Below are 20,098 nucleotides of genomic sequence, written 5' to 3'. Positions count from 1 at the left end.
GGCCGCGGTCCGCGACCGTCCGCCGAGATCGTAAGCCACGGGATGCGTGGTGCGCCGGAGCCGTCCATCAGGTGTTCCATCCTTCGGACACTCCGCGGAGTTCGAGACCCACGGCGGCGGTGCGCTCCCCAGGCTCTAGGCTGAGCGGCGGCAGACGTCCGGCGGGACTCGGACGTCCCCGGGCAGCGACGACCGGTGAGGGAGGGCGGGATGGGGAGAAGGGTCCGTCTCGTCCTCGCGACCGCACTGCCGGCGGCCCTCTTCGGCGTCTGGTCGGTGTTCCTCCTCCTCACCGGTGCCACCGGCCACGGTGCGCAGCCCGTCGCCGGCCCCGTCGCGGTGGCACCCCCCACGGCGGGCGCGGCTACCCCCCTCCGCCCGGTCGCGGCGCACCGGACCGTGGCGAACACATTCCAGGCCCGGCCTGTCGCAGCGGTCCCCCAACTGCTGGCCGCGGAGAACACCCAACGGCCGCCCGGCGCTCCCCCGGCCCTGCCCGGTGCCCCGGTGTCCACGCACGATCATCCGCAGCACGGCCGTGAGACGGCAGGCCCGCGCCAGGAGCGCGCCCCGCCCTCCGGCGTGTACGACCCGCGGCACACCCGCGGTCCCCCCTCCACCCGGCACAGCTGACGTCCGGGGCCTGTCACGGCCGATCCGCCGACAGGGCCCCCAGGCGTCCGCCGTCCGGTACCGCGGCGTGTCCGCGGACCGGTGGCGTGACGTCCTCTTCCTCGCGTCCTCAATCAGCGCAGGCGCCGGGCGCGCCTGCGTGCTGCCCGTGGAGCATCCATGTCATCTCGCGCAACGTTCTGGCGGGCGCTGATCGCGCTCGCCGTCGTCGCCGTGTCCCTGTACGTCGCCCTGACCACACCGGCCCGGCTCGGCCTGGACCTGCGGGGCGGAACCCGTATCGTCCTCGAGACCCGGGACTCCCCCACCGTCACCGCCGACCGGGAGGCCACCGACCGGGCGATGGAGGTGCTGCGCCGGCGCGTCGACGGGCTCGGCGTCACCGAGCCCTCCCTCGCGCGCTCCGGCGAGCGGCGCATCGTCGTCGAACTTCCGGGCCTGAAGGACCCGCGCGAGGCCGCGCAGGTCATCGGCCGCACCGCGCAGCTCACCTTCCATCCCGTCAGCGGCACCTCGGAGGGACCCGCCGGCGCTCCCGGGAAGGACGGCGCACGCGTCCTCGCCGACCCCGACGCGCCAGGGCAGTTCCTGCGGCTCGGCCCGCCCGCGCTCACCGGTGACGGCGTCGAGGACGCGGAGGCGGTGCTCGACACCCTCGAGGGCCGCGGCTGGACCGTCGACCTCTCCTTCCGCGGCGACGCGGCGAAGCAGTGGGCACGCATCACGGGCGAGGCGGCCTGCGCGGCGCCCGCCGATCCCGCGCGCAGGGTCGCGATCGTCCTCGACGACACGGTGGTGTCGGCGCCGGGCATGCAGAGCAGCGTGCCTTGCGGTGCGGGCATCACGGGCGGCTCTGCGCAGATCACCGGCGGGTTCACCCCGGACGAGGCCCGCGACCTGGCCGCTCTGGTGAAGGGCGGCGCGCTGCCCGTGCCGGTGACGACCGTGGAACAGAGCACCGTGGGGCCGACGCTCGGCGCGGAGGCCGTCCGGGCCAGCGCGGCGGCGGCGGTCATCGGACTGCTCTGCACCGGCCTGTTCGTCATCGTCGTGTACCGGCTCCTCGGCCTGCTGGCCACGGTGGCGCTCGCGTTGTACGGGCTGATCTCGTACGCCGCCGTCGTGGCACTCGGGGCGACGCTCACCCTGCCCGGGCTCGCCGGGTTCGTGCTGGCCATCGGCATCGCCGTGGACGCCAACGTGCTCGTCTTCGAACGCGCACGAGAGGAGTTCGCACGCCCGGGAGGCCGCGGCGGTCCCCGGAAGCGCGACCTGAGGTCCTCGCTGCGGACCGGATTCAGCAAGGCGTGGAGCGCGGTGGCCGACTCGAACATCACCACGCTGCTGGCCGCCGGGCTGCTGTTCGTGTTCGCGACCGGCCCCGTGAAGGGCTTCGGTGTGACCCTCGCGATCGGCGTGCTCGCGTCGATGGTCTCGGCCATGCTGATCACCCGGCTGCTCGCCGAGTGGGCGCTGAGCGTGCCGTACGTCAGGCACCGTCCCAAGCTGACCGGCATGGCCGGGCCGGGGCGGCTGCGCGAGCGGCTGGCGCGGCGTACGCCGCGCCTGATGCGGCACCGGCGCCGCTGGCTCGGGATCTGCTCGGGGCTGCTGCTCCTCGCGGTGGCCGGGATCGGCGTCCGCGGGGTGGAGTTCGGGGTGGAGTTCACCGGCGGCCGGGTCGTGCAGTACACGGCCGAACGGTCCGTCGACGCGGACACGGCCCGCGAGGCGGTCGTCGGCGCCGGATTCCCCGACGCGGTCGTGCAGTCGACCGACGACAACGGGATCTCCGTACGCACCAAGGAACGCGGCGACGACGAGCAGGAACGGATCCGCGGCGCGCTCGACGACGTAGCGGGGCAGTTGACCGTGGAACGCGACGATCTCATCGGGCCCAGTCTGGGCAGCGAGCTGCGCCTGTACGCGCTGATCGCGCTCGGCGTCGCCGTCGCGGCACAACTGCTGTACCTGTCCGTGCGGTTCCGGTGGACGTTCGCGACGGCCGCCGTCGTCGCGATGACGCAGGACGTGGCGCTGGTGGTGGGTCTGTTCGCCTGGCTCGGCAAGCCGATGGACAGCGTCTTCCTCGCCGCGCTGCTGACCGTCGTCGGTTACTCGGTCAACGACACGGTCGTCGTGCTCGACCGGCTGCGCGAACTCCGCAGGGCCGGCGGCTCGATCCCGCTGGAGTCCCTGGCGGACCGGGCCGTCGCGCAGACCCTGCCGCGGACGGTCAACACGGGCATGGGGGCGCTGTTCGTCCTCGTCGCGCTGGCCGTCCTGGGCGGTGACTCTCTGACCGACTTCTCGATCGCCCTGCTCGCGGGAGTGGTGCTGGGAATGGCGTCCACCGTCTTCACCGCGATGCCCGTGGCGCTCGCCCTCCAGTCCCGGTACCCCGAGTCACGCGGGACCGGCGGGGCCGGGCGCGTGAAGCAGGCGAAGGAGGCCGGCAGGGCGAGGGACCGTTCGGGCGCCGTGGTCTGATCCCGGGCCCGGCCCCGCATGTGCCGCCGCCGCTGCGGCAGTCGATGCCACAGCGGCGGCGGAGGGGCCGGGCCCGTTCCTCGGACGTCAGGCGGCGAGGTTCCCGTCCCTGCTCGTACCGCCGTCCAGCGCGGTGACAGCCGCGGTGGCGAAGCCGTGGTCCTGCTCCGGAGCGCCGCCGCCGACGCCGACGGCACCGACGAGGCGTCCGTCGCGGAAGACCGGTATGCCGCCGGCGATGAAGAGCAGCGGCCGGTCGAGCGCGGTCGGCAGACTGTGGAAGAGGCCGCCGGGCTGCACGGCGTCGACGAGGTCGGCGGTGGGGGCGCCCAGTTGGAGCGCGGTGTACGCCTTGCGGGTGCTGGTCTCGCCGGCGATCAGTACCGCCCGGTCGTCGCGGCGGAAGGCCAGCAGGTGGCCGCCCGCGTCGAGGACGCTGACGGCGACGGTGACGCCGGCGACCTCTGCGGCGGCGCGGGCCGAGTCGAGCAGGTCTCCGCGTCGTGGACGGTCAGCGGGGCGGGGGCGGTGGTGCTCATGGGGATGGGTCTCCTGTATTGCTGCGTGCGGTTCCGCGGATTCCTGGGTGCGGTTGCGCTGATTGCTTTGTCAGGTTCTGCGGTGGATGCGGTGCGAGTCCGCGGATTCCTGCGGTGCGGTTCCGCTGACCACTTCGTGGGGTTCTGCGATGCGATGCGGTTTTGCGGTTCCGGATTCCTGGGTGCGGTTCCGCTGACTACTTCGTCAGGTTCCGCGGTGCGATGCGGTGCGGTTCCGAGCTGATTGCTTCGTGTCGTTCCGCGGTGCGGTGCGGTTCACCGCTGGTCGTCGTGGGTCAGCGGCGTGCCGCGGTGACCGGTGCCGGTTCCGCGGCCGTCACGGCCGCGGTCCTGGCGCCGACGGTCGTGGTGGCCGGATCCGCGGCCGTGGACCCGGCGAGGACACGGCTGCCTCCGCGGGACTCCCGGCGTTCGAGGAAGGCGGAGAGGACCGCGAGGACGAGCGCTGCCGCGGCGAGGACGGCGCCGACCCAGTTGGGAGCGGTGAGCCCCATGCCGGCGGCGATCACGATGCCGCCGAGCCAGGCGGACAGCGCGTTGCCGAGGTTGAAGGCGCCGATGTTGACGGCGGAGGCCAGCGTCGGGGCACCGTGGGCCTGGTCCAGCACGCGCTTCTGCAGCGGGGGCACGGTCGCGAAGCCGAGGGCGCCGATCAGCAGGATCGAGATCGCGGCCAGGACCTTGTGGTGCGCGGTGACGGTGAACAGGCCCAGAACCACGGCCAGCGCGGTCAGAGTCGTGTAGAGCAGGGGCATCAGGTGCTTGTCGGCGTACTTGCCGCCGAGCAGGTTGCCGCCGACCATGCCGACTCCGAAGAGGACGAGCAGCCAGGTGACCGAGGTGTCGGCGAAGCCGGTGACCTCGGTCATCATCGGCGCGATGTAGGTGATGGCGGCGAACACCCCGCCGAAGCCGAGCACGGTCATCGCCATGGCGAGCAGCACCTGGGCGTTCTTGAACGCCGCCACCTCGTCGCGCAGCCGCACGCCCTGCGGCTTCGGCATGTCGGGGACGAGCCGGGCGATGCCGACCAGGCCGATGACACCGAGCAGGGCGACGATCATGAAGGTGGTGCGCCAGCCGATGGACTGCCCGATCAGGGTGCCTCCTGGGACACCGACCACGTTGGCGACGGTCAGGCCGGTGAACATCATCGCGATCGCGCCGGCCTTCTTGTCCGGGGCGACCAGTCCTGCGGCCACGACGGAACCGATGCCGAAGAACGCGCCGTGGGCCAGGGAGGCCACGATCCGGCCGGTGAGCATCATGCCGAAGGTGGGCGCCAGGGCCGACAGGACGTTGCCGACGACGAAGAGGCCCATCAGCAGCATCAGCATCCGCTTGCGGGACACCTTGGCGCCGAGTGCGGTCATCAGCGGGGCACCGACGACCACACCGAGGGCGTAGCCGGTCACCAGGAGACCCGAGGTGGGGATCGAGACCCCGAAGTCGGCCGCGACCTCTGGGAGCAACCCCATGATCACGAACTCGGTGGTGCCGATGCCGAAGGCACCGACAGCCAGGGCCAGCAGCGCAAGAGGCATGGGAGGACCTTTCAGAGGTTTGCGAGTGCGCCTTACGAGCGTCGACAATAGTTGCAGACGCATTTGATTGCAAGCGCTCCATTTTGCAGAGTGGTGGCACCTGAAGCCGCGGCCACAGCCAGGTCCGTACCAAACCCTTGACAGCCGCTTAGTTCACTTCTTAAATCACGTAATGAACTAAGCTGCTGTCATATCCATGACAGGAGCCCCTTCCTCCCTCACGCTTCGGAAGGGAGAGTCATGGACTCCCCGCGCTCCCCACGGCGCCTGCTCGCGACCGTCGTCTCCGTCCTGGTCCTTGCCACGCTCGGCACCGGCCTGGCGACCGGTGCGCCGGCACCGTCACCACAGGCGGACCCCGCCCTCCGCCCGGCCGCCGAGGTCGCCGCCGTCACGTTCTCCGACAACTTCGACGGCCCCGCCGGCTCCGCCGTCGACAGCGGCAAGTGGCAGATCGAGACCGGCGACAACGTCAACAACCACGAGCGGCAGTACTACACGGCCGGCAACCGGAACGCCGCGCTCGACGGGCAGGGTCACCTGGTCATCACCGCCCGACGGGAGAACCCCGGCAATTACCAGTGCTGGTACGGCCGTTGCGAGTACACCTCGGCCCGGCTGAACACCGCGGGCAAGTTCACCACCACCTACGGCCGGGTCGAGGCCCGGCTGAAGGTGCCCCGCGGGCAGGGCATGTGGCCCGCCTTCTGGATGCTCGGCAACGACATCGGGCAGATCGGCTGGCCCGCCTCGGGCGAGATCGACATCATGGAGAACGTCGGCTTCGAACCGTCCACCGTCCACGGCACCCTGCACGGCCCCGGCTACTCGGGGTCCGGCGGCATCGGCGCCGGATACACGCTCCCCGGTGGCCAGGCCTTCGCCGACGCCTTCCACACCTTCGCCGTCGACTGGTCGCCGAACAAGGTGACGTGGTCGGTGGACGGCACCGTCTACCAGACCCGTACGCCGGCCGATCTGGGCGGCCGCCAATGGGTGTTCGACAAGCCGTTCTTCATCATCCTGAATCTCGCGGTCGGCGGCTACTGGCCCGGTGACCCCGACGGCAGCACGGTCTTCCCCCAGCAGCTCGTCGTGGACCATGTGCGGGTCACCACGGGTGACAGCCCGGCGACCGGCGGGCCGATCACCGGCATCGGCGGCAAGTGCGTGGACGTGGCAGGAGCGAACACCGCCAACGGCACGCCCGTACAGCTCTACGACTGCAACGGCACCGCGGCCCAGCGCTGGAGCGTGGGCGCCGACGGCACCATCAGGGCGCTCGGCAAGTGCCTCGACGCCGCCTCCGGCGGCACCGCCGACGGCACTCTCGTACAACTCTGGGACTGCAACGGTTCGGGAGCCCAGCGCTGGGACGCCAACGCGGCGCGCGACATCGTCAACCCCCAGGCGAACAAGTGCCTCGACGCCAGTGGCAACAGCTCCGCCAACGGGACCCGGCTCCAGCTCTGGACCTGCACCGGGGCGGCCAACCAGAAGTGGACGGTCACCAGATGAGCCATTGAAGCGCTGAACCGGCCCTCGCCGGGCCGGTGCGGCGCCGCCTCACAGCCCGCCGGGCGCACCCAGAAGGTCCCGCGGCCCGGGCATCCACCGGAGGACGCCCGGGCCGCGTTCCTGTGGACCCGTGACCACCGGGTGACGGACGGACGTGTGTGAGACGGGCGTCCGCCCCCGGCGGCGTCCTCAGGCGTGCGGGTCGAACGGGATGCCGGCCGGCTTCGCCTTCTCCAGGTGGTAGTTGAAATTCCCGTCCTTCAGACCGAAGACGGCACTGCCGAACCGGGCCTGACTCAGCTTGTCGCGCAGGCCTGCCGGGTAGCCGTTCCAACCGACGAGGCGGGGGAACTGCCAGGCGTGGTAATGGTTCTCCGGCGGCTCGTCGTTGGAGTTCGCCGGGCGGAAGCAGTGCGTGCCGATACCGTCCTTGTGGTAGACGATCTTCGGGTGTGTGCCGTCCCACCGGATGCGGTCACGGCCGTGGATGTCGAAGTCGCCGTGGGCGGAGGTGGCCACGTACCGCGCCTCGTTGTTCTGCACCCACACCACGACGTGCTCCCAGTCGTGCCGGTGCCCGCCGAGTCCGCTGCCGGCGACGGCCTGGTCCTTCTCGAAGTAGAGGCCGTACATGATCGCGCACCAGCCGTTGTTGCACTTGTGGCGCGCGTATCCGTTGGTGTTGTCGAGGTCCCATGCGTCACGGCACTGACCGTTGACCGCGCCGGTCGTGTTGAGTCCGGCGGCTATAGTCCCGTCCGGTCCGATGGCGGGTGTGGGATAACACCCGTCCGTGTCGTAGTCGTAGGCCGGCTGGAAGGTCTGCTCCAGTCCGTCCGCGACGGCGGGCAGGGCCGTGGGCGGGGCGGCGACGGCGCTGCCGGATGACGCCATGACGAGCACGACGGCGCTGCCGAGAACGAGCGAGACCCTGCGGATACGTGACGTGCTGCGCAATGCGTCCTCCTGGTCGGCCGGCGGTGTGGGGCACGCGGCTTCAATGACATGCCCATATCAATCCACGCCAACCTCGTTGACCCGGCGGCACTTTGCCCCTCCCCGTCCCCGGGCGGAGCGGCCGGGCATTGCGCCGCACCGCGCATGCCACTCGGCGACCGGCGTCGCCGTCGCGCGCCGCGGGGCGTGCCGGCCCGTCAGGCCAGCCGGAGGTCGATGTACGGCACGCTGTCGCCCGGAAGCAGATACCGCTCGATCTCGCTGAAGCCCCGGGACAGGGCGAATTGGAGCCCGTCCTCGTTGGACGCGAGCACCACCGTCTCGATCACGTCCGCGCCGAGTGCGCGCGCCTCCGCCAACTCCCGCTCGTAGAGCTGCCCGCCGATGCCTTGGCGACGGTGAGCGGGGAGCACCCTGGAGATCACCGTGGCCGTCGAAGTGCCGTCCGCCGGCGGACGGACGGTCGAGCAGCCCACGAGGACGTCGCCGAGGTACGCCACGGTCAGGCGGTGGCGCCCGGAGCGCTCCCGGACCTCGTCGAGCGACAAGAGGTGCGAAGGGATGATCGTGTTGTGGACGTGCTGCCAGTCACGGACCATGGCATCGCCGTCCACCTGCTGGATGCGGAGTGGGGACACGGCCACAGAAGACCGTGTCCGGTGCGGGCCCGTCAACTGCAATAGCGTTGCCGCGAGATGACGTGCGGGCGCGACCGCCCGCCGCCCCGGCCCGCACGTCTCCTCGCTGCCGCGAGCCGTGCCTCCCCGCCGACGCGGGGCCGTCACCTCACGCCGACCGCCACGGACGGCACCGCCGCGCCGTGACCGCCGTGACCGCCACGACCGCCGTGACCGCGCACGGGTGCGACGGTGACTCCACCACGCCGTCACCCCGACGAGCCGGCGGTCGCGCGGGGTGGCGCCGGTCACGCAGACGACGGCCGATCACGCCGGTCCGGCGACGGCCCCGTCACGCCGACGAGCGGGCGGCAACACCGGTACAGCCGGTCACGCCGCTACGGCCGCCACAGGCGACAACGGCCGGTCACGCCGGTGAACGACGGCCACACCGACGACGGCCGGTCACGCCGCTACAGCCGCCGCAGGCGACAACGGCCGGTCACGCCGGTGAACGCCAACCACACCGACGAGGGCTGGTCACGCCGAGGCATCGTGGGCGGTGGCGGCGGCCGCTGCGGCGATCGCGCTGTCGGCCGTGGCGAACACACCCAGCGGGAAGCGGGAGGGATCGGCGCTCGCCCGCAGCACGCGTCGCGCGGCGGCGCTCGGCGTGGCGACGGACAGGGGGACCCGCAGACCGCTGCACGCCCGATGGACGCGGAGCACCGCGCTGAGGGTTGCGGCGCCCACCATCGGCGCCGCGAGCACGACGACCACGGGCAGCGGCAGATGGCAGCGGACAAGACGTGCGACGTTCTCCGCCGTGACCGCCCGGGCGGTGATGTCGATGTCGACGCGGATCGTGACGACCAGGACTCCCCGGTCAACCGCATGAGTAAGCATCGCGATTCTCCGATCACGCGCCTTATGAGAGGTTTGGCCGTATTGAAGCTGCCCACGGGGCCGGTCCGCAAAGCGCCACGACGTGCTCTCGCGGAGACTTCTCGCTCGACCCCCGGCCCTCTGTTCGCCCAGGGGCACGCCGCCGTACGGTCACGGTGCCGGAACCTGCCCGGGCACGGTCCTCGTCGCGCCCCTCCGCCCCGCCGTGGCACGCCGTACGCGTTTGCACCACATTGCCCAACAGCCTGAAAACAGCACCGACTTGGACACGGCCGCCCCTCGGTACGACGACCGGACGCGGCGCGATAGCGTCGGACGCCCACGATGATCGGAGTCGTACGCATGGTCCGCATACTCAGTGTCTCGGACAGCGTCGTGATCGGCGCCGCCCCCTCGATGATCTACGCACACGTGAGCAATCCCGCGCTGATGGGGCGCTGGAGCCCCGAGAACCGCGGCGCGACCGTGCGCAGCGGTGGCGAACAGGCCTACGTCGGCATGGTCTTCGACGGCCGCAACACACGCGGGCCGGTGAGCTGGACCACCCGCTGCACCGTCACGGCCGCCGACCCCGGTGAGCGGTTCGCGTTCCGGGTACGCGCCATCGGCAGGCGGCGGCCTGTGCTGCCCGGGCGCATCGCGACCTGGGAGTACCGCTTCGAGCGCGCCGCCGGCGGCGGGACGCGGGTGACGGAGACCTGGATCGACGACCGCCGCGCCTGGCCCGACGTCGTCGCCAACACGTTCGACAAGCTGGCGACGCGGGGCCACACCTTCGCCGAGTTCCAGCGCCGCAACATCCGTACGACACTGGAGAACCTGAAGAAGGCGATGGAGGCCGAGGCCTCCTGACGCCCCGGCCGGCCCGACCCCGGGCCGGATGGTCCGCCGGCAGCTCTGCCATGGTGTGGCCGCCCCGTGATCGCGCCCGTGCGCCCCGTCCGGCGCCGGACGTCGTCGGTCAGTCCGTGGACAGACCCTGCGCGGTGTGCGCCAGGGCGTCGAGCACCGGCCGGATCAGCGGATGGGCCTCCGCGCCGAGACGGACCGCTGCGAAGACCCGGCGGGTGGCCGCCGGGCCCGCGACAGGGCGCACGACCGTGTCGCGAAGTTCCATGCCGCGCAGAGCGGAACGCGGCACCAGCGCGACCCCGGCGCCCGCTCCGGCGAGTGCGACGACGGCACGGAAGTCGTCGGAAGAATGCAGCAGACGCGGCTCGAACCCGGCCAGCTCACACGCCAGCAGCACCATGTCGTGGCACGGATTGCCCGGATAAGGACCGATCCAGTCACTGTCGGCGAACTCGGCGAGCTCTACCCGGTCCTTCACGGCGAGGGGATGGTCGGCGCGCAGCACGGCGTCGAACGGTTCCGCGTACAGCGGCACCCGGGCGAGCCGGCGGTCACCCGCGCCGGGAGCGCCCCGGTACTCCACCGCGACCGCGAGGTCCGCCTCTCCGTCGAGCACCAGCGGCAGGCTCTCGTCGCCCTCCGCGTCCCGTACCCGTACCCGAATGCCGGGGCGGGTCTTCGAGAGCCGGTCTATGGCCGGGGCCACGACCTCGGCGATGCCGGTGGCGAACGCGGCCACGCTCACCTCGCCGGCCACGCCGCCCGCGTATTCGGCGAGCTCCGCCTCCGCCCGCTCCAGCTGGGCCAGGACTGCGTGGGTGTGGGTGAGCAGGATGTCGCCCGCCGCCGTCAGCCGCATGCCCTTGCCGCTGCGGATCAGCAGGGCGTGCCCGGTCTCCTGCTCCAGCGCGTTGAGCTGCTGGGACACGGCCGAAGGGGTCAGGTAGAGCGCGGAGGCCGCGGCGGTCACCGTACGGTGGTCCGCCACGGCCCGCAGGATTCGCAGCCGCCGGGGGTCGATCACCCGCCCATTGTCGCGCGTGCGTCGACGAAGGCCGCCACCGCCCGCGTCACGTCCTCGGTGGAGTGCGCCGCCGAGAGCTGGACCCGGATCCGGGCCTGCCCCATGGGGACGACCGGGTAGGAGAAACCGATGACGTAGACGCCGCGCTCGAGCAGCAGCTCCGCCATGCGTCCGGCTTCGGCGGCGTCGCCGATCATGACGGGCGCGATGGCGTGGTCGCCGGGGAGGATCTCGAAGCCGGCCGCCGCCATCTCGGTGCGGAAGAGCTTGGTGTTGGCGGCGAGCTTCTCCCGCAGGTCGCCGGCGGACTCCAGCAGGTCGAGGACCTTGAGGGAGGCGGCGGCGATCACCGGGGCGAGGGAGTTGGAGAAGAGGTACGGGCGGGAGCGCTGGCGCAGCAGCTCGACGATCTCCGCGCGGGCGGCGACGTAGCCGCCGGAGGCGCCGCCGAGGGCCTTGCCGAGGGTGCCGGTGATGATGTCGACACGGTCCATCACGCCGTGCAGTTCGGGCGTGCCCCGGCCGCCGGGGCCGACGAAGCCGACGGCGTGCGAGTCGTCGACCATGACCATCGCGTCGTAGCGGTCGGCGAGGTCGCAGATCTCGTCGAGGGGGGCGACATAGCCGTCCATGGAGAAGACGCCGTCCGTGACGATCAGCCGGCGGCGGGCGTCCTGCGTCTCCTTGAGCTGCTGCTCGAGGTCGGCGAGGTCGCGGTTGGCGTAGCGGTGGCGGCGGGCCTTGGAGAGGCGGATGCCGTCGATGATGGAGGCGTGGTTGAGGGCGTCGGAGATGACGGCGTCCTCGGGGCCGAGGAGCGTCTCGAACACGCCGCCGTTGGCGTCGAAGCAGGAGGAGTAGAGGATCGTGTCCTCCTGGCCGAGGAACGCGGCGAGACGCTGCTCGAGCTCCTTGTGGATCTCCTGGGTGCCGCAGATGAAGCGGACGGACGCCATGCCGTAGCCCCAGCGGTCGAGCGCGTCCTTGGCGGCGGCGACGACCTCGGGGTGGTCGGCGAGACCGAGGTAGTTGTTGGCGCAGAAGTTGAGGACGTCGCCCGGGGCGCCGCCCGCGGTGACGGCGACGGAGGCGCTCTGCGGGGTGCCGATGACGCGCTCGGGCTTGTAGAGACCGGCATCGCGGATCTCGTCGATCGTGGCACGCAGGTCGTCGCGGACGGACGCGTACATGAGGAGTTCTCCTAGGTCTGGGGCTCGGACGCGGGGATACGGGACTCAGACGGTCCAGTCGAGGATGATCTTGCCGCTGCGGGCGGTGGCGGCCTCGTCGAAGGCCGCGTCGAAGTCCTGGTAGCCGTAGCTGCCGGTGATCACGGGGCTGAGGTCGAGACCGCCTTCGAGCAGGACGGTCATCGCGTACCAGGTCTCGAACATCTCCCGTCCGTAGATGCCCTTGATGGTGATCATCGACGTGACGATCTTCGACCAGTCGACGGCGAACTCCTGGGCAGGCAGGCCGAGCATCGCGATACGGCCGCCGTGCGTCATGTTGTCGATCATGTCGCGGACGGCTTCGGGGCGGCCCGACATCTCCAGGCCGATGTCGAAGCCTTCCTTGAGGCCGAGCTGCCGCTGCGCCGCGGCGATGTCGGTCTCCGCGACGTTGACCGCGAGGGTCGCGCCGACCTTGCGGGCGAGCGCGAGCCTGGACTCGCTGACGTCGGTGATGACGACGTTGCGGGCACCGGCGTGCCGGGCGACCGCCGCTGCCATTATCCCGATGGGACCGGCACCGGTGATCAGCACGTCCTCCCCGACCAGGGGGAAGGAGAGCGCGGTGTGCACGGCGTTGCCGAAGGGGTCGAAGATGGCGGCGACGTCGAGGTCCACCTTGGTGCGGTGCACCCACACGTTGGAGGCGGGCAGCGCCACGTACTCGGCGAACGCCCCGTCGCGGCCGACGCCGAGGCCGATGGTGCTGCGGCAGAGGTGACGGCGGCCGGCGAGGCAGTTGCGGCACTTGCCGCACACCAGATGGCCCTCCCCGCTGACGATGTCGCCGACGGCGATGTCCTGGACGTCCGCGCCGATGGCGGCCACCTCGCCGACGAACTCGTGGCCGAGGACGCGCGGGGTGGTGACGGCCTGCTGGGCCCAGCCGTCCCAGGACCTGATGTGCAGATCGGTGCCGCAGATGCCGGTGCGCAGCACCTTGATCAGCACGTCGCCCGGTCCGGTCTCCGGCTCCGGCACGTCCATGAGCCAGAGGCCGGGCTCGGCATGCTGCTTGACAAGTGCCTTCATCGGTGCGGCTCCAGGCATGGTGACGGACAGGCGGTCGCGGTGACCGGATATCGAAAATACGGCCCCGGCCAGTGGACGGGCTCCAATTTGCCCAGCTCGGAGCGTCACGTCCATCGAGGTTTTCTTAAGCGGGCCAACAGCGCAGCTTCATGCCCGCCCTGCCCGGATCCCCCACAGCCGCCCCAGCAGCCCGCGCGCCGTCGCCCGCGCGCCGCGCCCGGGCCGGGAGCTCGAGGCCGGGGCCCCTGAAGGCCCGGCGCCCGAGGGCCTGCTCCACGGACGGGAGCTCCTCGGACGCCGCACGGGGGCGGGGTGTGAGGCTGTGGCTCCCGCGCCGGCCCTGACCCCGGCAAGGTGCGGGAGGGCAGCGTGCGGGGCCGCGTGGTGGAAGTCCGGGTGGGGAGCGCCGACGAGTGCCGCACCTGGTGCACGTGGTGCACGACGCGGGGCCGCGGAGTGTTCGCGCGCCTCCCGCAGGGCATCGGCGAGGCTCGCCCGGTGCCACAGGATCTCGTCGGGACGGTCGGCGGTCACCAGCCGCTCCACGATCTCCCTCCCCCGCGGCGACTTCGGCGGTGCGGGCACCATCTCCGGGCGGAGGACACTCAGACGGGAGCGTTCATAGGGATCGGGAACGGTCTCTGCGACGGTCACGGGATCGAGCACGGCGGCGATCGCCGCTGCCCGCCGCCAGGGATCGGAGGTCGCGCGCAGCAACTGGCCGAGCCGTCGCCCCCGCCAATTACGCGGTCGCCGGTCCTCGCCGGCCGCGAGCAGCGCGCGGACCTCGGGCGGTGTCCTGCCGGTGAGCAGCGGCGCATGGTCGCGGGTGAAGTCGAGCACTTCCTCGGCGAGATAGAGCCACACCACGGCGTGGTAGCGGTTGACGTAGAACCGCACCGGTGCGAAATGACCGGTGCGGGCCAGCCGCAGGAAACGGCCCTGGCTGATGGATGCCAGCGCCGCGCCGTCCACCGTGCCGACCGTCCGCAGCCGCTCCCTCAGTGCGGCCGGGAAGCCGTGCCCGGCCCGGAGCCGCTCGATCTCCCGCCGCTCGACGCGAGGCGGCCCTCCACTGCCGTCCGGTGCCGCACGCACCTGGCCCAGCTGGATCGCGAGCTCCAACTCGCCGCGCTTCAGGGCCAGTTCCTGCGCGGCTCTGCCGAACGCGAGGCTGGTCGTGGACGTCTGCCGTACCGTCATGACGGTCTCCCCCGTGAGCTGTGGATACTCTCGGTGACGACCGTAGCCCGACGCGAGGACATCCCGCCGAGGCCTGTGGACAACCTGCCCCGCCGCAGGCCGGAGGGGTCAGAAGGGGCTGCCGCCGGGCTGGCGCGCCTCGACGCCCAGGTGCTCGCCGACCCTGTTGACCATGAGGGTCATCTCGTACGCGACCTGGCCGACATCGGCCTCGGCGGCCGTGAGGACACACAGACAGCTGCCCTCACCCGCCGCCGTCACGAAGAGCAGCGCCTCGTCGAACTCGACCATCGTCTGGCGTGCCCGGCCGGCGCGGAAGTGGCGGCCGGATCCCCTCGCGAGGGAGTGCAGGCCCGAGGAGACGGCGGCGAGATGCTCGGCATCCTCGCGCGCGAGACCGGTACTGGCGCCGGTCACCAGCCCGTCGTTGGACAGCACGAGTGCGTGTCTGACGTGTTCGACCCGTTTTGTGAGGTCGTCCAGCAGCCAGTCGAGTCCCTTGTCCAACGCCATGGTCGTTCGTCCTCCCCGCTCGTACGTTCCCCGTGGCCCCGCGTTCGCCCGTAAGCCTTTCGCACGGCGCGGCGCAGGGCAAGGTGCGCCGGGGGACGGCTGTCACCGCGGCTGCTCCGCCGGCCCGAGGATCCGGGCCGTGTGGAAGCGTCCCGCGTACTCGACGAGGCGTACCAGGACCTCCTTCCCTGAGTCGCGTTCCCGGGCGTCACACAGCACGACGGGAGTCCCCTCGTCCAGGTCGAGGGCCCGGGAGACGTCCTCGGCGGCGAAGGTACGCGCGCCCGGGAAGCAGTTCACGGCGACGACGAACGGGATCCTTCGGTGCTCGAAGTAGTCCACGGCGGGGAAGCAGTCGCACAGCCGCCGCGTGTCGGCGAGGACCACCGCGCCGAGAGCGCCCTGGGAGAGCTCGTCCCACAGGAACCAGAAGCGGTCCTGGCCGGGGGTCCCGAACAGATACAGCGACAGGCCGGAGCGGATGGTGATCCTGCCGAAGTCCATGGCGACGGTCGTCGTGGTCTTGCGGTCGACGCCCTCCGTGTCGTCCACGGTGCGTCCGACCCTGCTCAGCTGTTCCTCCGTGCGCAGCGGCCGGATCTCGCTCACCGCGCCGACGAGGGTGGTCTTGCCGACGCCGAAGCCGCCGGCGACCAGGATCTTCAGCGCGAGGGCGGTGCTGTCCTCACTGGTGCCGTCCAGGATCTGGGAAACCATCGGTCGCTTCTCTCCGGAGTGGGTGTGCGGGTGAAAATCGGATGCACGCTGCGGGCGGGGTGACCCAGGATCGGGCCATGCGTGTGTTCCTCGAGACCGGCCGGCTGACCCTGCGCGCCTTCACCGACGCCGACGCCGGCGACGTGCGCGGCATCGTCGACGACGCGGAAGTGATGCGGTACATCAACGGCGGCCGGCCGGCCGCGCCCGACGAGGTGGAGCGCGAGCTCATGCCGCGTCTCCTGCACCGCTACCGCTGCTGCGGCGGTCCCGGCTTCTGGGCGGCCGAGGAGCGCGGGTCCGGCCGGTTCCTCGGCTGGTTCGTCTTCCGTCCCGAGTCCGAGGACAGCTGCCGCGAGGTCGAGCTCGGATACCGCCTGGGACGGGCGGCATGGGGCCGGGGACTCGCGACCGAGGGGTCGCTGGCACTGATCCACAAAGGGTTCTCCGAGCTCGGTGTGGAGCGGGTGACCGCCAACACGATGACGGTCAACGCCCGTTCGCGTCGGGTGATGGAGAAGGCCGGACTGCGTTTCGTCCGCACCTTCTTCGAGGAGTGGCCGGAGCAGATCGAGGGCTCCGAGCTGGGGGACGTCGAGTACGCGCTGACGCGTGAGCAATGGGAACGGAGCCGGACGCCCTCGCTCTGAAGGGCCGCTCGCGCCGCGTCATGCCGTCGGCTCGCCCCGCACTTCACAGCGCTCTCAGCCCCTCGATCACCTCTCTGAGGATCCGTTCGTCGGGCAGCTGCGCCGGCGGCACCGGCCGGCGGACCTTCACGAACCCCGCTTCGAGCAGGTCGCCCAGCAGCACCCGCACGACACCGACCGGCAGGTCGGCGTCGGCGGCGAGCTCCGCCACGGACTGGGTCTCGCACCGGCACAGGGTGAGCAGCACCCGGTGCTCCGGGCCGAGCAGGGACTCAGCTTCCGGGCCGGGGCCGTCGGTGTCCACGACGACGAGCGCGATGAGGTCGAACCGTACGTTGCTGGGGCCCGGCCTGGTGCGCCCGCCGGTCATCGCGTACGGACGGACCAGCGGGCCGGCCTCTGCGTCGTACCACTGGCTGCCGGTGGGGCCGGCGCCACCGGTTCGGAAACCCGTGGGGCCGGCGCCCCCGCTTCCGAAACCCGTGGGCCCGGCGCCTGCCTCTCCGAAACCGGCGGACCCGAAAGGCGCCGGCCCGAAACCCGCCGGCCCCGCGCCCGTCTCGCCGGAGCCGCTCGGGCCGACGCCGCTCAGTCCGACGTCTCTCGGTCCGTCACCGTTCGGTCCGATGCCCGCGCCGCTCATGTCGCATCGACGCGCGGGGGCGTGCGCAGGTGTTCGCCGACGCGCTTGACGAGGCGGGCCATCTCGTAGGCGACCAGGCCGATGTCCGCCGTGGCGGAGGTGAGCACGGCGAGGCAGGAGCCGTCCCCGGCGGCGGCCACGAAGAGGAAGCCGTCGTCCATCTCGACCATGGTCTGCCGTACGCCTCCGGCGTGGAAGTGCCGACCCGCGCCCTTGGCGAGGCTGTGGAAACCGGAGGCGACGGCGGCCAGGTGTTCCGCGTCCTCGCGGCTCAGTGCGTGGGAGGCTCCCACCGGCAGGCCGTCGTTGGACAGCACGACGGCGTGCCGGACCTGCCCGGCGCGCTGTACGAGATCGTCCAGCAGCCAGTCGAGGTCGCCGAACCGGTAGTGGGCCGCGGCTGTCTCGTGGTCGGTCATGCGTGGTCTCCTTCGGTGCCTGGGCCGGTCGGGCCGGGCGCGCTGCCGCCGCCTCTGGTCCAGCCGTTGCGGTACGCGGTCATCCGGTCGCGGACCAGTTCGGGGGTGCGGTGCTCGGGGGCGTCGTCGGCCGCCGCCGGGGCGCGGTGCTCCTCGGGCCGCGGCGCCTCGCGCAGCTGGGGCACAAGGTGGGACTGCCGTACCCGGCGCGGGAGTTCACCGTCGCCGGTTCCGGTGGGTGTGTCCCGCAGTCGCAGTGCCCGCAGAGTGGGCGGCGCCCCTTGTCCGGGCGGCGCGCCGATCGCGGGACGGCCGGCCCGGGCGGTGACCGGTGCGGCGGGTGCGGGTGGCGGCGGGGTGGGCACAGCGGAGGAGGAGGCGGGCGCCGAGGAGGCGGGCGCGGGCGGTGCCGACGCGGAAAGGCCGGGACGCGGTGCGCCGCGCGGCGGTTCCGCCTCCGCGCGGGCGGTGCCGCGCGCGCCGTCGGCGCCGGTCAGGGCGTGCTGCAGCAGATCGGTGGGCAGCAGGATCACGGCGGTGGTGCCGCCGTAGGGCGACGCCCGGAGATGGACCTTGATGCTGTGCCGGGCGGCGAGGCGGCTGACGACGAACAGGCCGAGCCGGTCGCTGTCGAAGAGGTCGAGGGCCTCCGATTCCTGGAGTCTGCGGTTGGCTTCCGCCAGCACGTCCTTGCCCATGCCGAGTCCGCGGTCCTCGATCTCCAGGACGTAGCCGTTGCCCACGGGTTCGCCGGTGACCCGCACCTTGGTGTGCGGAGGGGAGAACTGGGCGGCGTTCTCGACCAGTTCCGCCATCAGGTGCGTGATGTCGGCGACGGCGGCGCCCGTGACCGATGTCTCCGGCAGCTGCCGCACCTCGACCCGCGCGTAGTCCTCGATCTCGGACACCGCCGCGCGCACGACGGCGGTGAGGGGGACGGGCCTGCTCCATGCCCGGCCAGGGGCGGCGCCGGACAGGATGATCAGGCTCTCCGCGTGGCGGCGCATCCGGGTGGTGAGGTGGTCGAGCCGGAAGAGGTCGCCCAGTTCACCCGGGTCGTCCGCGCGCCGCTCCATGGCGTCCAGCAGAGTGAGCTGGCGATGGACCAGTGTCTGGCTGCGGCGGGCGAGGTTGACGAAGACGCCGGAGATGCCGTCGGCCAGTTCGGCGCGCTCCACGGCGGCGCTCAGGGCCGCGCGGTGCACGGTGCCGAGCGCCTCGGAGACCTGTCCGATCTCGTCCTCCGCCGGTGCGCCGGGCGGGGCCTCTGCCTGGATGTCTATCTGCTGGCCGGTTCGCAGCCGGCGCATGGCGTGCGGCAGTTTGCGCCGTGCTATCTCCAGGGCGCTGTTGCGCAGGACGGTCAGCTCGACGACCAGAGCACGCCCGATCCGGACGGAAATCACGAGCGACGCGGCGACGGCGACGAGTCCCAGCAGGACCGCCGCGCCCGCGACGGTGAAGACGCCCCCGCCCAGGGGATCCGACCTCTCGGCGGCAGCGCGGCGTGCCTGTGCGGCGATGTCGCGCATGCCGTCGCCGACCGCGGTGTACGCCTGGTCCCAGTCACCGGCGGGGACTGCCCTCGCGGCCTTGCGTCCCGCGGTCGCGGCCGACAGCCGGTCCTCGGCCGCGCGCAACGCCCGGTGGGCGGGCTGTGCGGTGAGGTCGTGCCATGCCGCACGGTCGGGGCCCCGCAGGTCGGCGACGGCGCCCTCGACGAGGGCGGTGCGCGCGGCGACGGTGCCGGTGAACGTCCGCAGCCGGTCCTCGCCGAAGGTTCCGTCGATGTGCGCGGAGGTGACGAGGGCGTCCTCGCGCGCCAGCATCTCGCCCGCCCTCGCGAACTCGAGGAGTACGCGCGCGTCGGCGCCCGGACCGTGGTCCTGGATGCCGGCGACCGCGCCGGCCACGTCGAACGCGGCGCCGACGGTGTCGGTGTAGGTCCTGTAGGCCCTGTCCCATGAGGTCTTGCCTTCGAGGACGGCGGTGCGCACGGTGTCCAGCTCTCCGGCCAGCGAGACGAAGCGGCCGAGACGCCGGGCGACGGGCCGCGGTGTGTCACCGCCGTCGGCGACGGTGTGCGCGTCGTCGAGCCGCAGGCGGCGCACCGCGTCGTCGGTACGGCGGGCCTCGATGCCGAACGCGGACGCCCGCTCCTTCGAAGGGCCGCTCAACTGCCGCAGAGCTGCACGCCTTTCGGCCTGGAGGGCGGTCACAGCAAGGGCGACGGGTGCGCTCACCTCCTTTTCGATGCGCTGGGCCTGGCTCAGCCGCGCCATGTCCTGGGCGGTGGTGACCGTGGCGAAGCCCCACAGCGCCAGCAGCGAGAGCACGGGCACCATCAGCAGCGAGATGACCTTCGCGCGGACCGTCCTGGGCCGCTGGAACAGTCGCCTGCGGGAGTCCGGCCACGGGGGCTGCTGCGGACGTGGTTCCTGTCCGGTGTGCTCGACCGCGGGGGGCCCGGCGTGGGCCCGCCGCCCGCGGACCGCCGGCCCGTGCGGTGGCGGGTGCGGGAACGGCGACTCGCCGCCCGGGGTCGTACGGGATGTGCGCATGGGCTCCTCGTTCCGGATACGTGCTGG

At 72.1% G+C, this 20,098-nt stretch carries 18 protein-coding genes and 1 pseudogene; 5 read left to right on the top strand and 14 right to left on the bottom strand.

Going from position 1 to position 20,098, the window contains the following annotated elements; all coding sequences use genetic code 11:
* The first annotated feature begins 210 nt into the window (after positions 1 to 210).
* Positions 211 to 633, top strand: a complete 423-nt coding sequence (locus AB0K36_RS15680; protein WP_364593743.1) for a hypothetical protein — start codon at positions 211 to 213, stop codon at positions 631 to 633.
* A gap of 159 nt (positions 634 to 792) precedes the next feature.
* Complete coding sequence (gene secD / locus AB0K36_RS15675) at positions 793 to 3,123, top strand: protein translocase subunit SecD (protein WP_364593740.1); 2,331 nt, start codon at positions 793 to 795, stop codon at positions 3,121 to 3,123.
* An 87-nt stretch (positions 3,124 to 3,210) separates the two neighbouring features.
* Here the strand turns inward: secD and AB0K36_RS15670 are convergent.
* Together AB0K36_RS15670 and AB0K36_RS15665 are read right to left on the bottom strand one after the other, a co-directional pair.
* Positions 3,211 to 3,662, bottom strand: a pseudogene (locus tag AB0K36_RS15670) (GlcG/HbpS family heme-binding protein).
* A gap of 296 nt (positions 3,663 to 3,958) precedes the next feature.
* Entirely contained in the window at positions 3,959 to 5,227 is a 1,269-nt protein-coding gene (locus AB0K36_RS15665; protein ID WP_364593737.1) for an MFS transporter, read from the bottom strand.
* A 240-nt stretch (positions 5,228 to 5,467) separates the two neighbouring features.
* Between AB0K36_RS15665 and AB0K36_RS15660 the strand changes: the two genes are divergently transcribed.
* Positions 5,468 to 6,745 (top strand): ricin-type beta-trefoil lectin domain protein, encoded by a 1,278-nt coding sequence (locus AB0K36_RS15660; protein ID WP_364593734.1) that lies wholly within the window; start codon positions 5,468 to 5,470, stop codon positions 6,743 to 6,745.
* 189 nt (positions 6,746 to 6,934) lie between these two features.
* On the opposite strand, the gene AB0K36_RS15655 is transcribed toward AB0K36_RS15660, so the two are convergent.
* The 3 genes from AB0K36_RS15655 to AB0K36_RS15645 all read right to left on the bottom strand — a co-directional run bounded on the left by AB0K36_RS15655 (position 6,935) and on the right by AB0K36_RS15645 (position 9,225).
* Positions 6,935 to 7,702 carry an NPP1 family protein gene (locus tag AB0K36_RS15655; RefSeq protein ID WP_364593731.1) on the bottom strand — a complete coding sequence of 256 codons (768 nt, stop codon included), beginning with the start codon at positions 7,700 to 7,702 and terminating at the stop codon, positions 6,935 to 6,937.
* A gap of 197 nt (positions 7,703 to 7,899) precedes the next feature.
* A complete protein-coding gene (locus tag AB0K36_RS15650; protein WP_435877870.1) occupies positions 7,900 to 8,301 on the bottom strand; it encodes a GNAT family N-acetyltransferase in 402 nt (133 codons plus the stop codon).
* Between the two features lie 558 nt (positions 8,302 to 8,859).
* Positions 8,860 to 9,225 (bottom strand): hypothetical protein, encoded by a 366-nt coding sequence (locus tag AB0K36_RS15645; protein ID WP_364593725.1) that lies wholly within the window; start codon positions 9,223 to 9,225, stop codon positions 8,860 to 8,862.
* Between the two features lie 342 nt (positions 9,226 to 9,567).
* Here AB0K36_RS15645 and AB0K36_RS15640 point away from each other — a divergent pair, with 342 nt between their 5' ends.
* Complete coding sequence (locus AB0K36_RS15640) at positions 9,568 to 10,077, top strand: SRPBCC family protein (protein WP_364593722.1); 510 nt, start codon at positions 9,568 to 9,570, stop codon at positions 10,075 to 10,077.
* Positions 10,078 to 10,186: 109 nt separating this feature from the next.
* On the opposite strand, the gene AB0K36_RS15635 is transcribed toward AB0K36_RS15640, so the two are convergent.
* The 6 genes from AB0K36_RS15635 to AB0K36_RS15610 form a co-directional block, all read right to left on the bottom strand.
* On the bottom strand, positions 10,187 to 11,101 hold the full coding sequence (locus AB0K36_RS15635) for a LysR family transcriptional regulator (RefSeq protein ID WP_364593719.1): 915 nt from the start codon (positions 11,099 to 11,101) through the stop codon (positions 10,187 to 10,189).
* Positions 11,098 to 12,291, bottom strand: a complete 1,194-nt coding sequence (locus tag AB0K36_RS15630; protein WP_189472117.1) for a glycine C-acetyltransferase — start codon at positions 12,289 to 12,291, stop codon at positions 11,098 to 11,100. The genes AB0K36_RS15635 and AB0K36_RS15630 overlap by 4 nt, the downstream gene beginning before the upstream one ends.
* Positions 12,292 to 12,336: 45 nt before the next feature.
* A complete protein-coding gene (gene tdh / locus AB0K36_RS15625) occupies positions 12,337 to 13,365 on the bottom strand; it encodes an L-threonine 3-dehydrogenase (protein WP_364593716.1) in 1,029 nt (342 codons plus the stop codon).
* 147 nt (positions 13,366 to 13,512) lie between these two features.
* Positions 13,513 to 14,568, bottom strand: coding sequence for a DUF6397 family protein (locus AB0K36_RS15620; RefSeq protein ID WP_364593712.1), 1,056 nt, complete (start codon positions 14,566 to 14,568; stop codon positions 13,513 to 13,515).
* 108 nt (positions 14,569 to 14,676) lie between these two features.
* Positions 14,677 to 15,081, bottom strand: a complete 405-nt coding sequence (locus tag AB0K36_RS15615) for a roadblock/LC7 domain-containing protein (RefSeq protein ID WP_005307718.1) — start codon at positions 15,079 to 15,081, stop codon at positions 14,677 to 14,679.
* Between the two features lie 102 nt (positions 15,082 to 15,183).
* Positions 15,184 to 15,798, bottom strand: coding sequence for a GTP-binding protein (locus AB0K36_RS15610; protein WP_189472112.1), 615 nt, complete (start codon positions 15,796 to 15,798; stop codon positions 15,184 to 15,186).
* 77 nt (positions 15,799 to 15,875) lie between these two features.
* On the opposite strand from AB0K36_RS15610, the gene AB0K36_RS15605 reads away from it, so the two are divergent.
* The gene (locus AB0K36_RS15605; RefSeq protein ID WP_364593708.1) at positions 15,876 to 16,448 is read left to right on the top strand and encodes a GNAT family N-acetyltransferase; all 573 of its coding nucleotides are present in this window, start codon (positions 15,876 to 15,878) and stop codon (positions 16,446 to 16,448) included.
* Between the two features lie 43 nt (positions 16,449 to 16,491).
* Here the strand turns inward: AB0K36_RS15605 and AB0K36_RS15600 are convergent, their stop codons facing one another.
* The 3 genes from AB0K36_RS15600 to AB0K36_RS15590 form a co-directional block, all read right to left on the bottom strand.
* Positions 16,492 to 16,836 (bottom strand): DUF742 domain-containing protein, encoded by a 345-nt coding sequence (locus AB0K36_RS15600; protein WP_364593898.1) that lies wholly within the window; start codon positions 16,834 to 16,836, stop codon positions 16,492 to 16,494.
* Between the two features lie 251 nt (positions 16,837 to 17,087).
* Positions 17,088 to 17,510, bottom strand: a complete 423-nt coding sequence (locus tag AB0K36_RS15595; RefSeq protein ID WP_364593705.1) for a roadblock/LC7 domain-containing protein — start codon at positions 17,508 to 17,510, stop codon at positions 17,088 to 17,090.
* Positions 17,507 to 20,071: a sensor histidine kinase gene (locus AB0K36_RS15590; RefSeq protein ID WP_364593702.1), complete on the bottom strand. Its 2,565-nt coding sequence runs from the start codon at positions 20,069 to 20,071 to the stop codon at positions 17,507 to 17,509. Before AB0K36_RS15590 ends, AB0K36_RS15595 begins: the two co-directional genes overlap by 4 nt.
* Positions 20,072 to 20,098: the final 27 nt, after the last annotated feature.

This window comes from Streptomyces kurssanovii (genome assembly GCF_040677245.1).
GTDB classification, from domain to species: Bacteria; Actinomycetota; Actinomycetes; order Streptomycetales; family Streptomycetaceae; genus Streptomyces; species Streptomyces kurssanovii.
The sequence above is the reverse complement of the archived record's forward strand: the minus strand, read 5'-3'. Positions and strand labels throughout refer to the sequence as shown.